Origin of the sequence: Mesorhizobium sp. CA6, from assembly GCF_020165035.1 — a bacterium.
Classification (GTDB): Bacteria; Pseudomonadota; Alphaproteobacteria; order Rhizobiales; family Rhizobiaceae; genus Mesorhizobium.
In genome coordinates this window covers 236,219-251,536 of record NZ_JAIUHI010000010.1, presented here as the reverse complement: position 1 = coordinate 251,536, position 15,318 = coordinate 236,219, and the positions used below count along the sequence as shown (strand labels likewise).

At 64.7% G+C, this 15,318-nt stretch carries 9 protein-coding genes; 3 read left to right on the top strand and 6 right to left on the bottom strand.

Going from position 1 to position 15,318, the window contains the following annotated elements:
* The first annotated feature begins 107 nt into the window (after window positions 1-107).
* Window positions 108-917, top strand: coding sequence for a helix-turn-helix domain-containing protein (locus LB526_RS17495; protein WP_224544183.1), 810 nt, complete (start codon window positions 108-110; stop codon window positions 915-917).
* 92 nt (window positions 918-1,009) lie between these two features.
* Here LB526_RS17495 and LB526_RS17490 read toward each other — a convergent pair whose 3' ends face one another.
* Window positions 1,010-1,957, bottom strand: a complete 948-nt coding sequence (locus LB526_RS17490; protein WP_224628826.1) for a DMT family transporter — start codon at window positions 1,955-1,957, stop codon at window positions 1,010-1,012.
* Between the two features lie 210 nt (window positions 1,958-2,167).
* Here LB526_RS17490 and pepN point away from each other — a divergent pair, with 210 nt between their 5' ends.
* Entirely contained in the window at window positions 2,168-4,813 is a 2,646-nt protein-coding gene (pepN, locus tag LB526_RS17485; protein ID WP_224628823.1) for an aminopeptidase N, read from the top strand.
* A gap of 338 nt (window positions 4,814-5,151) precedes the next feature.
* Window positions 5,152-7,473 (top strand): PAS domain-containing sensor histidine kinase, encoded by a 2,322-nt coding sequence (locus LB526_RS17480; protein WP_224628820.1) that lies wholly within the window; start codon window positions 5,152-5,154, stop codon window positions 7,471-7,473.
* Between the two features lie 229 nt (window positions 7,474-7,702).
* Here LB526_RS17480 and LB526_RS17475 read toward each other — a convergent pair whose 3' ends face one another.
* From LB526_RS17475 to LB526_RS17455, 5 genes are all read right to left on the bottom strand, one after another.
* The gene (locus LB526_RS17475; RefSeq protein ID WP_224628817.1) at window positions 7,703-7,945 is read right to left on the bottom strand and encodes a hypothetical protein; all 243 of its coding nucleotides are present in this window, start codon (window positions 7,943-7,945) and stop codon (window positions 7,703-7,705) included.
* A gap of 242 nt (window positions 7,946-8,187) precedes the next feature.
* Window positions 8,188-11,163, bottom strand: coding sequence for a bifunctional [glutamine synthetase] adenylyltransferase/[glutamine synthetase]-adenylyl-L-tyrosine phosphorylase (locus tag LB526_RS17470; protein WP_224628815.1), 2,976 nt, complete (start codon window positions 11,161-11,163; stop codon window positions 8,188-8,190).
* A 12-nt stretch (window positions 11,164-11,175) separates the two neighbouring features.
* A complete protein-coding gene (locus LB526_RS17465; RefSeq protein ID WP_224628811.1) occupies window positions 11,176-12,654 on the bottom strand; it encodes a sensor histidine kinase in 1,479 nt (492 codons plus the stop codon).
* Between the two features lie 8 nt (window positions 12,655-12,662).
* Window positions 12,663-13,337: a response regulator transcription factor gene (locus LB526_RS17460; protein WP_040991372.1), complete on the bottom strand. Its 675-nt coding sequence runs from the start codon at window positions 13,335-13,337 to the stop codon at window positions 12,663-12,665.
* Window positions 13,338-13,536: 199 nt separating this feature from the next.
* Window positions 13,537-15,087: a Do family serine endopeptidase gene (locus LB526_RS17455; protein WP_095766893.1), complete on the bottom strand. Its 1,551-nt coding sequence runs from the start codon at window positions 15,085-15,087 to the stop codon at window positions 13,537-13,539.
* Window positions 15,088-15,318 lie beyond the last annotated feature (231 nt).

The window sequence follows — 15,318 nt, the reverse complement described above, 5'->3', positions numbered from 1 at the left end:
CCGTCTCGGCGCTGCGCGCCGATCCACCTTCTCCCACAAGGGGAGAAGGCGGGGCTATGACCTCAAAGGTAATTGAACTGCGTCCCTCGCCGCCCTACTCCTCTCCCATGACCACATCCGAACCTTCCGCCGGCAGCCTGATCCGCGAATGGCGCATGCGGCGGCGCATGAGCCAGCTCGACCTCGCCATGGAGGCCGATATCTCGCAGCGGCATCTCTCCTTCGTCGAAAGCGGCCGGGCCCAGCCGTCGCGCGACATGGTTCTGCATCTGGCCGAGCAGCTGTCGATTCCACTGCGCCAACGCAATCAACTGTTGCTTGCCGCCGGCTTCGCGCCGAGCTTCAGCGAAAAGCCGCTGACCGATGCGACGCTGGCGCCGGCGCTTGCCGCCGTCGAGACCGTGCTCAAGGGCCACGAGCCCTTTCCGGCACTGGCGGTGGACCGGCACTGGAACCTTATTTCCGCCAATGGCGCGATCGCCCCGTTCCTTGCTGATATTTCCGAACCGTCCCTGCTTACGCCGCCGGTCAACGTGCTGAGGCTCAGCCTGCACCCGGACGGCGTGGCACCGCGCATCGTCAACCTGGCGGAGTGGCGCGCGCATCTGCTGGAGCGGCTCAAGCACCAGAACGACGCCACCGGCGACCCGGTGCTGATTGAGCTGGAGCGAGAGTTGCGCGCCTATCCGTCGGGCCTGAGAAGCAGCCGGCCCGCACCGGTCGAGCCGAGTGGCATCGTCCATCCGCTCAAGCTCGCGCATGGCGACGCCGTGCTGTCCTTCATCAGCACGATCACAGTCTTCGGCACGCCGCTCGACGTCACGCTGTCGGAGCTGGCGATCGAGTCCTTCTTCCCTGCGGATGAGCAGACCCGGGCGGTGCTGGTGCGGCTGGCGAAGGAGCGGGGTGCGGACTAAACCGGCAATGCTGGCGGGACAGCACCCGCCTCTGTCCTGCCGGCAAGAGGGGGGTGTGAAGGAACTCGGCGCATGAGATTCACCCAGCGGAACTATCCCTGCGGCGGCGCGGCCGTCCTGGTGCGCGTACGCTCCAGGCCGAGCTGCCGCTCGCGCCATATGATGAAGATGCCGGCGGCGACCACGATCACGCCGCCGATTAGCGTGTTGAGCGAGGTGACGTCGCCGAAGACGAAATAGCCGACGACGACGCCGAGGATCATCGAGGTGTATTCGAACGGCGCCACGACCGAGGCTTCGGCGTGGCGGTAGGCCGCCGTCATCAGGATCTGGCCGAGCCCGCCGCAGAAGCCGGCAAAAACGAGCAGTGCCGCTTGCATCGGCGTCAGGGCCTGCCAGCCGAAGGGCAGCGTGGAGAGCGACAACACCGAAGCCGTCGAGGAGAACCACAGCACGATGGTCGCCGTCTTCTCCGTCTGCACGAGATTGCGCACCAGAAGCATGGCGACCGCCGAAATCGCGGCGGCGATCAGCGCGGCCATGACGCCCAGCAGCTCCTGGTCGTCGAGGCCTTCACCGGAATTGAGCAGCGTCAGCTCGGGCCAGGAGATGATCAGCACGCCGGCAAGACCGACCGCCACCGCGCTCCAGCGGTAGACGCGGATCGTCTCGCCGAGGAAGACAGAGGAGAACACCACGACCAGCAGCGGCTGGGCGTAGTTTAGCGTGATGGCCTCCGGCAGCGGCAGCCTGGTCAGCGCGAAGAAGCCGAGCCCCATGGCACCGACGCCGACGACGCCACGCGCGATATGGTTGAACGGCCGCCTGGTCGTGAACGCGGTGGCGAGCTCACCCTTGAAGGCCAGGAAAGCGACGATCGGGAAGATGGCGAAGAAGGAGCGGAAGAAGACGATCTGTCCGGCGGGCACGTCGCCGGCCGCCTTGATGCAGGTCTGCATGCCAACGAAGACCGTCACCGAGACGATCTTCAGCGTGATGCCGCGCAACGTGTTGTGGCCGACGGCATGATCGACGGTCATCTTGCCTCGTATTGATGGTCGGGAAACGAAGCCGCGAAATAGGCCAAGAGCAATTCCAGGAAAAGTGTGTAACGGTTTTCCGTCCGGAATTGCGAAACACAAGCTATGCCGCAGTTTTGTCGAGTGGCCGTTTCGTGTAAAGAGCGCGCACCCTCAAAATTCTTGGACCAGCCAGGCCGGCTGGCCGCCTCGACAGGAAAAGCTCAAGGAATGCGCACCGATACCGGCCATGTCTTCAGGCTCGAAGACTATCGCCCCAGCGACTATCTGATCCCTGCGACCAGCCTGGACTTCCGCCTGTCGCCGGACGCGACCCATGTCACCGCGCTGCTCACCATCGAGCGACGCGAGGGGGTCACCGCCTCGGCGCCGCTGGTGCTCGACGGCGACGGGCTGACGCTGCTCGGCGTCGCCATCGATGGGCACGCGCTCGCAGCCGGCGACTATGAGGCGACGCCGGACAGGCTGACGATTCTGAAGCCGCCGGCGGCGCAGCGTTTCGAGCTCCGCCTGGAGACGGAGATCGCGCCTTCGCGCAACGAGGCGCTTATGGGCTTGTACCGTTCCAGCAACGTCTATTGCACGCAATGCGAGGCCGAAGGCTTTCGCCGCATCACCTATTTTCTCGACCGTCCCGATATCCTGTCGGTCTACACTGTGCGCATCGAAGCGCCGCACAACGAGGCGCCGCTTTTGCTTTCAAACGGCAATCCCGTCGAACGCGGCGCGCTCGCCGACGGACGCCATTATGCGGTCTGGCACGACCCCTTCCCCAAACCCTCCTACCTTTTTGCACTGGTGGCGGGCGCGCTTGGCAAGGTGGCTGGCAGCTTCACCACCATGTCCGGCCGCGAGGTCGAGCTCGGCATCTATGTCGAACCCGGCAAGGAACGGCTTGCCGGCTACGCGATGGACGCGCTGAAACGCTCGATGAAATGGGACGAGGAAGCCTTCGGCCGCGAATACGACCTCGACGTCTTCAACATCGTCGCCGTATCCGACTTCAACATGGGCGCCATGGAGAACAAGGGCCTCAACGTCTTCAACGACAAATATGTGCTGGCCGACGAGGAGACTGCGACTGATGCCGACTTCGCCAATATCGAGGCGATCATCGCGCATGAGTATTTCCACAATTGGACGGGCAACAGAATCACTTGCCGCGACTGGTTCCAGCTCTGCCTGAAGGAAGGGCTGACGGTCTACCGCGACCACGAATTCTCCGCCGACCAGCGCTCGCGGGCGGTGAAGCGCATCGCCGAGGTGCGCACGCTGCGCGCGCACCAGTTCCCGGAAGACCAGGGGCCGCTCGCGCATCCGGTCAGGCCGCGCCGCTACCGCGAGATCAACAACTTCTACACGGCGACCGTCTACGAGAAGGGCTCGGAAGTGGTGCGCATGATCCGCACCATCCTCGGCGCGGAGACCTTCCGTGCCGGCATGGACCTCTATTTCGAGCGGCATGACGGCGAGGCGGCGACCATCGAGGATTTCCTCAAAGTGTTCGAGGACGTCTCGGGCAGAGACCTTGCGCAATTCGCGCTCTGGTACCACCAGGCCGGCACCCCGAACCTGACGGTGAGTTCCACGCACAATGCGGCGGCGAAGGAGTTCACCCTGGAGATCGAGCAGTCGGTGCCGCCGACGCCGTCGGAAAGCCGCAAGCGGCTGATGCATATCCCTTTGGCCTTCGGCCTGGTCGGCGCCAATGGCAAGCCCGTCACCTGGACGGCCGTCGAGGGCGCAACGGTGGATGACGGTGTCATCCATATCCGCAAGCGCCGGCACACGGTGCGCTTCTCGGGTATTTCGCAACGGCCTTCGGTGTCACTCAACCGCGGCTTCTCGGCGCCGATCACGCTTTCCGTGCAGCAGAAGGCCGACGACCAGTTCTTCCTCGCGGCGCATGACAGCGATGCCTTCGCGCGCTGGCAGGCATTCAACACGCTGCTGACCGACGCGCTGATCGTCGCCTTCCGCCAGATCCTCGGCGGCAGAGAGCCGGCCTTCGCGGCACGGCTCGCCGAGCTTGCCGGCAGGATCGCCGGCGACGAGGCGCTGGAGCCGGCCTACCGGGCACTGGCGCTGTCGCTGCCCGGCGAAGCCGACATCGCCCGCGACATCGGCAAGGGCATCGATCCAGACGCCATCTTCGCCGCGCGCGAGGCGCTGGCGCGGGCGATCGCCGAGGCAAACGGCGAGACCTTCGCGGCGCTCCATGACCGGCTTGCCGACAACGGGCCTTTCAGTCCGGACGCGGCGAGCGCCGGACGCCGGGCCCTGCGCAACACCCTGCTCGACTATCTGTCGCTGCTGCCGGGCGGCGCGGGCCTCGCCGCGCGACACTTCACCGCCGCCACCAATATGACCGACCGCGCCGCGGCGCTCGCCGTGCTGGCGCATCGCCATTCAGGCACGGTCGAGGCCGAAGAAGCGCTGGCCGCTTTCGAGGTCCGCTATCGCGGCGACGCGCTGGTGCTCGACAAATGGTTCCAGATCCAGGCTGGCGTGCCCGGAGCGAGGACCGTCGAGAAAGTGCGCGAGCTCACGCAGCATCCGGCTTTCTCGATCGCCAACCCGAACCGGGTGCGTTCTCTGATCGGCACCTTCTCCAGTGCCAACCAGACCGGCTTCCACCGCCCCGACGGCGAAGGTTACCGTTTCTTCGCCGAGACGGTGCTGGAACTGGAGAAGCGCAACCCGCAAGTGGCGGCGCGGCTGGCCACGGCGCTACGCTCCTGGCGCTCGCTGGAGCCTGTACGTCAAGCCAAGGCCAGGCAGGCGCTGCTCGACATGGCGAAGGTTGAGAACCTGTCGGCGGATCTGCGCGATATCGTCGAGCGGACGCTGGCGTGATTAGCAATCTCCCCCCTCGTGGGGGAGATGCCCGGCAGGGCAGAGGGGGGCGCGAAGGATCGCAACGTCTGCTCTTTACCAATGGGTCCAAAAGCTACCTTATGTTGAGGCCATTGAACGGTTGGGAGGGCTGGCGGGGACAGCGCCCCCCTCTGGCCTGCCGGCCATCTCCCCCACGAGGGGGGAGATCAGCAGTTGCGAAGAATTTCAATCAACTTTTAATCTTTTTCGCCCGCGCCTCTGGACAAGGCGAATCGGCTTTGATTCTTTAATGGCGATTCGGGGCGTGCGGCGTAGCCGGATCATCCAAGTATGCGGCAAATCGGGGAGTGCCATTTATGGCCAAGGCGGACGCGTGGGGCGCGCCCGGAGGGAAGGCTTTTGCGCGTCGCAAGGCAAGGAGCGACGGACTTGCCGGCAATGCGCGCCTGATCGCCGAACCCACCTATCAGCGGCTCTTGGCCGCCGAGCCGCTGCTGCGCCGGTCGATCCCGGCGCTGATCGTCGTTTTTCTCATCGTCATCGCGGCATTGCGCTTCCTGTCGCTGATGAACGAGCATGACGAGATCGAGCGCGACGCCAAGGCAGTGCTGGCGCTCGCCGCCGGCCAGATGGCGCAGGCGATCACTGCGGACCCCAGCGCGGCCGGCGTCAATGCCACAAGCCTCCTGGAGAACATCAGCCGCCAGGGCGCCATGAGCCGCGCCCATGTGCTCGCCATCACCGACGCCAACTTCAAGGTCATCGCCGTTTCGCCGCTGTCGACGGGCTGGCAGGGCCGCACGCTCGACAGTTTGATCCTGGGCGGCCAGCCGCTTTTCATGTTCGGCGACCGCGCCGGCGTGATGGATGTCAGCACCGGCGGACAGGACTGGTTTGCCGCTGTCAGCCTCAGCGGCAACCGCAAACACGCGGCCGCAGTGCTGGTGCCGCAGGAAGCGGTGTTCGACAGCTGGCGCAAGTCTATGTCGCTCAACGTCACGCTGTTCGTGCTGACGGCGGGCGTGCTGATCGTCATCCTCTACGCCTATTTCGGCCAGGCGGCGCGCGCCCAGGCGGCGGACCGCATCTATCTCGAAGCGCATCAGCGCATCGACATGGCGCTGGTGCGCGGCCGCTGCGGGTTGTGGGACTGGGACATGGTGCGCGGCAAGATGTACTGGTCGCGCTCGATGTACGACATGCTGGGCTATGAGCCCTGCGACACGATGCTCTCCTTCGGCGAGGTCGACGAGATCGTCCACCCGGAAGACGGCGACCTGTTCGAGCTCGCCAACCGCATCATCGAACGCGAGATTGACCATATCGACCAGGTCTTTCGCATGCGCCACGCCGACGGACAATGGGTATGGATGCGAGCCCGCGCCCAGGTGATCGACCCGGAGGCGCCGGAGATCCAGCTGATCGGCATCGCCGTCGACGTCACCGAGCAGCGGCATCTAGCGCTGCGTTCGGAAGCGGCCGACATGCGGCTCAGGACAGCGATCGAGAACATCAACGAATCCTTCGTGCTGTGGGATGCCGCCGAACGGCTGATCATGTGCAATTCGAAGTTCCAGAAGGACAATGGGCTGTCGGATCGCGACGTGGTGCCGGGCGCGACCCGCGATATGCTGGAGCAGCGCATGCTGGCCTTCGCCTCGGAGCGCAGGTTGGCCAATGCCAACGGGCCGCATGGCGGCATCACGCTCGAGCGCCAGCTCGCCGACGGCCGCTGGCTGCAGGTCAACGAGCTCAGGACCCGCGACGGCGGCGTCGTCTCGGTCGGCTCCGACATCACCCAGATCAAGCTGCATCAGGAAAAGCTGGTCGACAGCGAGCGCCGGCTGATGGCGACGATCCACGATCTCAGCCTCGCGCGGCGCGCCGAGGAGGAACGCGCCAGCGAACTGGTCGAGCTCAACCGCAAATACATGAAGGAAACCGAGCGCGCCGAGGCGGCCAATCGCGCCAAGTCGGAATTCCTCGCCAACATGTCGCATGAATTGCGCACGCCGCTCAACGCCATCATCGGCTTCTCCGAATTGATGCAGCAGGGCCTGTTCGGACCGCTCGGCTCGGAGCGCTATGAGGAATACGCGACCGACATCAACGGCAGCGGCAAATACCTGCTCGGCGTCATCAACGACATCCTCGATATGTCGAAGATCGAAGCGGGCCAGTTCTCGCTCGACCACGAGGAGATCGACCTCTGCCCGCTGATCAAGGAAACGGTGCGGGTGATCTCGCTGCAGGCAGCGGAGAAGTCGATCAATGTCGAGACGCGCATCGCCGATACGATGCGGCTCTATGCCGACCGCCGCGCGATCAAGCAGATCGCCATCAACCTTCTTTCCAACGCGGTGAAATTCACCGGACAGGGCGGCAAGATCACGGTCAGAGCGCGCAACACGTCGGGCGCGCTGCTGCTCACCATCGAGGACAATGGCTGCGGTATCCCCAAGCAGGCGCTGAGCAAGCTCGGCCGGCCGTTCGAGCAGGTGCAGAACCAGTTCTCCAAGAACCACACAGGCTCGGGCCTCGGGCTCGCCATCTCGCGCTCGCTGGCCGAATTGCAGGGCGGCGCGCTGAAGATCCGTTCGACCGAGGGTGTCGGCACGATCGTGTCGGTACGCATTCCGCTGAAGAAAGCGCCGTCCGCGGTGAAGGCGGCGGCTTAGAGCGTTTCACCGTTTCATGAAAACGGCGAACCGCTCTAGTTCTTTGTTTTTACGCAATTCCGAACGGAAAACCGCACACACTTTTCCTGGAATTGCTCTAGTTCGGAATGCGGAATTTCCAAAGGCTCCGGCGGACAGCGCCCCCTCCTTCCTGCTGGACATCTCACTTCCGGCTTGCCCCGGGCCGGTCAGGGCGGCAGTCAGTCAAACCCAACGGACTGTCGGGTCGCTAAACTGGACCGGTAAGGTTTAAATCATTTGCTGCTGTAGATGCCGGACTTGCATCGGCGCCTTTCGACGCCCGTCTATAGATCAAGCTGATGACCAGACCGATATATCCGACCTGCAGAATGATCATGGCCAGGATTGCCCATCCAAGCACTGCCCAGACAGAACCAGTTTCGTTGTAAGCCCAGATCGCCACGATGAATGACGTCGTGAACATGCCTACCAAAAATTTCGGAAGATCCATAATTGCCCAGCGCCCCAATGCATGGCGATTTAGGCGGCTTTCAAATCAGCCGTTAAGAACCCGCCGCTCCATTTGCGAAGCGGCGGGGCCCCCCATCGTCGGGGTGATGGTTGACCCCGGCATTGCTGATAGTGCAATTGCGGTGCCAGACCTATTGACCCATTACGGGACACCTCTGCCAATGGCGCAAGACCGGATCGCCGATTAATATTAACTGTGGCTAATGTGCCACCCGGGGAATCTCATGGCAACGATGCGGTTGATGGCGACGCTCCCGCACGAAGCAGACGGTCGAAATCTCTCCTGACCTTCCGCGACATCTCCTTGAGATGTGCTTCCAGCACACCGAAATCCGGCAGGTCGGTGACCGCGAGCAGCAGATCCGATAGTCCCGGCGGGACATCGTCGCGCTGGAACTCGCCGGTGAGGCAAAGCCTGATCATCTGGGTCAGCGCCAGATAGAGCCGATAGGCCTCGCCAAGCTCTTCACGCATATCGGCTGCGGCGAAGTCCGGAGAAAGCCGGGCCAGAATGTCGGCAGTCGCCGTGACCCGGCGGCCAGGTTCGATCGCGCCGGTAATGACCGCGACCTGGGCGATGAATTCCAGGTCGATGAGCCCGCCCGGGATCAGCTTGATGTCCCAGAGATCGCGCGGCGCCTTCTCCTTCTCGATCAGCGCACGCATGTCCGAGGCCTCGGCTTTGACCTTGGCCGCATCGCGCGGCTGCGCCAGTACCACCGCCACTTCCGTATCGAGCCCGGCGCGGAGCTCGGCATCGCCGCCGACGGCGCGGGCCCGTGCCAGCGCCATGTGCTCCCAGGTCCAGGCGTCCTGGCGCTGATATTTCTTGAACGCGTCGATATGGGTGGCGACCGGCCCCTTGTTGCCGGAGGGGCGCAGGCGCAGATCCAGCTCGTAGAGCACACCTTCGGCCGTCGGCGCCGAGACGGCCGCGATCAGGCGCTGCGTCATGCGGGTATAGTAATGCGAAGGCGCCAGCGGCTTCTCGCCGTCGGAGTCCTCGGCGTCGGTGTCGTGGTCATAGAGCAGGATGAGATCGACATCCGAACCCGCCGTGAGCTCGCGGCTGCCCAGCTTGCCCATGCCGAGCAGCGCCACCCTGCCGCCCGCGATGCTGCCGTGGCGCAGCGCGAATTCGGCGATCACGGCGTCGAGCGCCGCCTCGATGGTGAGATCGGCGAGATCCGAGAAGGCGCGCCCCGCCCGCGCCGGATCGATAGAGCCGGCAAGCAGGCGAACGCCGATCAGGAATTTCTGCTCGGAAGCGAAGATGCGCAGCCGGTCGAGCACATCCTCATAGGCGCGGTCGCCTTCGATAAAGGCGGCAAGCCGGGCCGAGAGATAGGCGCGATCCGGCAGTTCGGTAAGCAATGCCGGATCGAGCAGTCCGTCGAAGACATGCGGACGACGCGTGATGATGGCCGCCAGCCGAGGCGCGGCGCCCATGATGGTCGCCATCAGCTTGAGCAGCGCCGGGTTCGACTGCAGCAGCGAGAAGAGCTGGATACCGGCCGGCAGGCCGGCGAGGAACTCGTCGAAGCGCATCAGCGCCTCGTCGGCGCGCCGCGTCTGGCCGAAGGCTTTGAGCAGCGCCGGCGTCAATTCGGTCAGCCGCTCGCGGGCCTCGGCCGACTGGGTGACGCGGTAGCGGCCGAAATGCCAGCCGCGGATGACACGGCAGATGTCACTAGGCCGCTGGAAGCCCAGGCGATCGAGCGTCTGCAGCGTGTCGGGATCGTCGACATCGCCGGTGAAGACCAGATTGCCGACGCCGGCCGAAAGCTCGGGAGCAGTTTCGAACAACGCCGCATAATGGCGCTCGACCTGCTGCAGCGAGGCGCGGAAGGCCTGGGTGAATTCCGCCTCGCCGGCAAAACCCAGCATCAGCGCGATGCGCTTCAGCTCCTCGTCTTCTTCCGGCAGGATATGCGTCTGCTCGTCCGCCACCATCTGGATGGCATGCTCGACGCGGCGCAGGAACCAGTATTGTCGCGCGAGCGCGTCGCGTGCGTCGGCGGTGATCCAGCCGCGCGCGGCGAGCGCTGCGAGCATCGGTACGGTTTCGCGGCCGCGCAGCTCCGGGAAGCGGCCGCCAGCGATGAGTTGCTGGGTCTGGACGAAGAACTCGATCTCGCGGATGCCGCCGCGGCCGAGCTTGACGTTGTGGCCCTTCACCGCGATCTCGCCATGGCCCTTGTGGGCATGGATCTGGCGCTTGATCGAATGGACGTCGGCGATCGCCGCATAGTCCATGTATTTGCGCCAGACATAGGGCTGCAATTCCTTGAGGAAGGCCGCGCCCGCGGCAAGGTCGCCGGCAACCGGCCGCGCCTTGATCATGGCCGCCCGCTCCCAGTTCTGGCCGCGCGCCTCGTAATAGCGAAGTGCGGCCTCGACGGGGATCGCCAGCGGCGTCGAGCCGGGATCAGGGCGGAGCCTCAGATCGGTGCGAAACACATAGCCGTGCTCGGTACGGTCCTGCAGGATGCGCACGAGCCGGCGGGTGAGGCGTGAGAACAGCTCGGTGGCGTCGAGCGGATCGATGACGGCCGGCGCCTCCGGATCGAAGAAGACGACGAGATCGATGTCGGAGGAAAAATTCAGCTCATGCGCGCCGAGCTTGCCCATGCCGAGCAGGATCCAGCCCGAATCCTTCGCCGGTTCCGCCCGATCCGGCAGCTTGAGCTTGCCTTGCCGTTGCGCGTCGAGCAGCAGGAAATCGACAGCGGCTTTTGTGCAGGCATCCGCGAGATCGCTGAGACGGCGCACCGTCACCGAGGTCTCCGCCTCGCCCGAAAGGTCGGCCAGCGCGATCAGGAAATGCGCCTCCGTCTTCCACTGCCTGAGCGCCATCATCAGGCCCGATTCCGAGGCGTCATCCACCTTGGCCGCGCCGCCGATCGCCTCGCCGATGGCGCCGAGTCGCGCTTCGATCGTCCGGTCGAACAGCGTGTCGAGAACGGATGGCCGGCGGCGCGCCACATCGCGCAGGAAGGGCGAGAGGTCGAAGACGGCCGCCAGCAGGTCCTGCAGCGGCCCCTCGCCCGCCAGGAATGCGGCGAGGCGCGAAAGCCCCTCTTCCTCGGCGGCATCGGCGATTTCCGACAATTCACGCCGGGCATGCTCCGCATCAAGGGGGCGGAGCGCCACTGTCGGGCTAAGCCGGAACTCGGATTCGATTTTCTTCTTCGCCATTTGTCCGCGCTGTCAATGCGTCTCCCGCAACGGGAAACTCATGACCACGGACAATCCCGGATTGGCGGGCAAAAGATCAAGCCTTCCGTTGTGGAAAGTCATGATTGCCTTGGCGAGGCTGAGGCCGAGGCCCGAGCCCGGTTGCGAGCGGCTCTTTTCCAGGCGCACGAAGCGCTCGGTGGCGCGGGCGCGATCGGCGTCGTCGGGAATGCCGTGGCCATTGTCGGTGACGGCAAGCTTGATCTCGTTGCCGGCGCGCTCCAGCACCACCCGTACTTTCGGCGCCTCGGCAGCGTCGGTCGAGTATTTGATGGCGTTGTCGACGATGTTGGACAACGCCTGGCCGATCAGCTCGCGATTGCCGTTGATCGTGAAGGCCTCGGACACGGTCGTTTCCAGCGCAACCCCCGCCTCCTCCGCCACCGGCTCATAGAGCTCGACGACATCGCTCACCGTGGCGGCGAGATCGACGGGACCGGTCTGTTCCGAGGAGTAGCCGGCCTCCAGGCGCGAGATCATCAGGATGGCGTTGAACGTCTTGATGAGCTGGTCGGACTCCGCGATCGTGCCTTCAAGCGCCTGGCGGTACTCCTCCGTCTTGTGCCTGCCGGCGAGCGTCGCCTCGGCGCGGTTGCGCAGCCTGGTCAGCGGCGTCTTCAGATCATGGGCGATGTTGTCGGAGACCTGCTTCAGCCCCTCGTTCAACATGGCGATCCTGGCCAGCATCGAATTGAGGTTTTCGGACAGGCGGTCGAATTCGTCGCCGGCGCCGGTGACCGGCAGACGTCCGGACAAATCGCCGCCCATGATGCGGCGGCTGGCGTCCGAGACGCTGTCGATGCGCTTCAGCGCGGCGCGCCCGACAAAAAACCAGATCAGGATGCCGCCCAAACCCATCATGCCAAGCGCCAGCGTCAGCGCACGGCTGATGACGGCGCGGAAGCGCTCGGGCTCGCCGAGGTCGCGGCCGACCAGCATGATCATCTGGTTGGGCAGTCTCAGCACCAGCGCGATGGCGTTGTGACCCTTCTCACCTGTCGATTGTGGAGTGTTGCCGTCGTTGGCCGGAGGCGTGGCCTGGTCCGAACCGCCGCTGCGCAGCCGATCGAGCTCGCCCTCGCCGAAGCGCTGGTAGGAAAACGGGTCCATCGTCCAGCCCTCGGTCTCGATGACCCCGGGCTCCAGGCTCTGCACATTGCCGGTCAAGATCTGGCCGTTGGCGTCGGCGATCAGATAGAGATTGGCGCCGGGCTGGCGCGAGCGGGCCTCGACGACGCGCACCAGCACCGGCAGGCCGCCGCGCTGATAGGCGCGGGCCAGGCCCAGCACCTCGTCGTTGATGGTCTCCTGCGTCTGCGCGGTCAGCATGCGCGCCGACAGCGACGTCATGTAGAGGACGAGCAGCACCGCGCAGAGCGCGAAAAGCAGAAGATAAAGCGCCGAAAGCCGGGCCGCCGTCGTCTTCATGATGGCCGGCAGGGACAATGCCATAACGGGTTCTAGCCGCCTTTCAGCATGTAGCCGGCGCCGCGGATCGTGTGCAGGATCGGCTTGTCGAAGCCTTTTTCGATCTTGCCGCGAAGGCGCGAGACGTGGACATCGATGACGTTGGTCTGCGGGTCGAAATGATAGTCCCAGACATTTTCCAGAAGCATGGTGCGCGTCACCACCTGGCCGGCATGGCGCATCAGATATTCGAGCAGGCGGAACTCGCGCGGCTGCAGCGTGATCTCGCGGCCGGCGCGCTTGACCGAATGCGACAGCCGGTCGAGCTCGAGATCGCCAACGCGGTAGACCGTCTCGGACTCGCGCGCGCTGGCGCGGCGGTTCAGCACCTCGACGCGGGCGAGCAATTCGGAAAAGGCGTAGGGCTTGGTGAGGTAATCGTCGCCGCCGGCGCGCAATCCGGTGACCCGGTCGTCGACCTCGCCCAGCGCCGAAAGGATCAGCACCGGCGTGGTGTTGCCGCGCGAGCGAAGCGCGGCGATCACCGACAGGCCGTCACGGCGCGGCATCAGGCGGTCGACCACCATCACGTCATAGTCGCCGGCATCGGCGAGCGCGAAGCCGGTCTCGCCGTCGCCGGCGACATGGGCGGTGTGGCCCGCCTCGGCGAAGGCTTTTTGCAAGTAGTCCGCCGCCTCGCGATCGTCTTCCATGACGAGAATCTTCATGGAGCCGTTATACGCGATTTCATTGGAAGGTTGAGGGGCAGTCATATCGTCTTGCCTTCAAGTTAAAACGGCAGCGGGTGATGGGAAACCCGCTGCCGCCAGGAGCGAAACACGGCGACTGACTTACGTGCTCGGCCCCATGTTTCCCCACGGCGGCTCGGGGGTGTTGATACCGCCATGGGGAAGCTGAAAGTCGATGTCAGCCCTTGCCGACCGGCAGCGCCACGAAGCGATTCGAGTCGTCGCGGGTGATCTGCATCAGCACGGCCTTGCGGCCGGCCTTGGCGGCATCCGTCATCGCCTTGGAAACATCGTCGGTGGTGTTCACGTCGTTCGAATTGATCGAGGTGATGACGTCGCCGGGCTGGATGCCGCGGTCGGCCGCATCGCTGTCGGGGTCGACGTCGGTGACCACGAGGCCCTTGCCTTTTTCCGCCTTGGTGACGGTCAAGCCGAGATCGGCAAGCGTGTCGGCCTTGGCCGCCGGCGCCGACTGCTTGTTGCTGTCGTCGTTCGAGGCCTGCTTGTCGCTTGCCGGCAGCGTGCCGAGATCGACCTTGACCGTCTCGTCCTTGCCGTTGCGCCAGACGGTGACATCGACCGGTTTGCCCGGCGCGAATGCACCGATCATGCGGGCGAGCTCCTTCGGCGAGGCGACATCCTTGCCGTCGACCTTGGTGATCACGTCGCCCGCGACGATACCCGCCTTCTTGCCCGGCCCGCCGTCCTGGGCGCTCGAGACCAGCGCGCCCTTGTCCGACTTCAGGCCGAGCGACTCGGCGATATCGGAGGTGACCGGCTGGATCTCGACGCCGAGCCAGCCGCGCTGGACCGAGCCGCTCTTCATCAGGTCCTGGACCACCTGCTTGGCGGTCGAGGCCGGGATATCGAAGGCAATGCCGACGCTGCCGCCCGACGGCGAGAAGATGGCGGTGTTGATGCCGATCACCTGGCCGTTGAGGTTGAAGGTCGGACCGCCCGAATTGCCGCGGTTGACCGAAGCGTCGATCTGGATGAAGTCGTCATAAGGGCCGGCGCCGATGTCGCGGCCGCGGGCCGAGACGATGCCCGCGGTGACAGTGCCGCCCAGGCCGAACGGATTGCCGACGGCGACCACCCAGTCGCCGATGCGGACCTTGGAATCGTCGGCGAAGTCGACATAGGTGAACTTGTTGCCGCCGCCATCGACCTTGAGCACGGCGAGATCGGTGCGCGGATCGGTGCCGATCAGCTTGGCGTCGAGCTCCTTGCCGTCATTGGTGACGACGCTGAAATCCGAGCCTTCCGACACGACGTGGTTGTTGGTGACGAGATAGCCGTCCTCGGAGATGAAGAAGCCCGAGCCCTGAGCGATCGGACGCGGCTGGCCATTGCCATGGTCGCGGTGGTCGAAGCGGCGCATGCCGAACTGGCCACCCTGGTCACCGAAGCCACGGAATTCCTTGAAGAAGCGGCGCAGCTGCGGATTGTCGGGCAGGTTGTCGAAACCGTCCTGGTCGTCGGAACCATCATCGGCCGTCGGCTGGATCTTGGCCTTGACCTTGACGCTGACGACCGCCGGCGAGACATGCTCAACGACATCGGCGAAGCTCGGCACCTGCGGGGCTTCGACGCGCACGGCATCGGCCAGCACGGGGGCGGTGCCGGTGGCAAGCGCGCCCGCGCCGACCGCACCGATAACGGCCAGGGACGCTGCAGCCGCCATCAGGCGCTTGCGGGTGGAGGCAAATGAATTGGGGGCATTATTCATGGGGTTTCCTATCCTCTATCGACGTGGATGCGCTCAGGCGAAGCATCCTCGGCCAAGAGGATTAGAGAGCCGCACATTACGGCGCCATTTCCGGTACATGAAAGTTTTGTAATGTTGGGGATTGGCGACGATGCATGCGATCACGAGGTTTCAAATGACCACAGGCCACAGCAACCGAACTCGAGTATCAGTCGATTGGGAAACCAAGATGATTGAAGACATCAAGCGCGG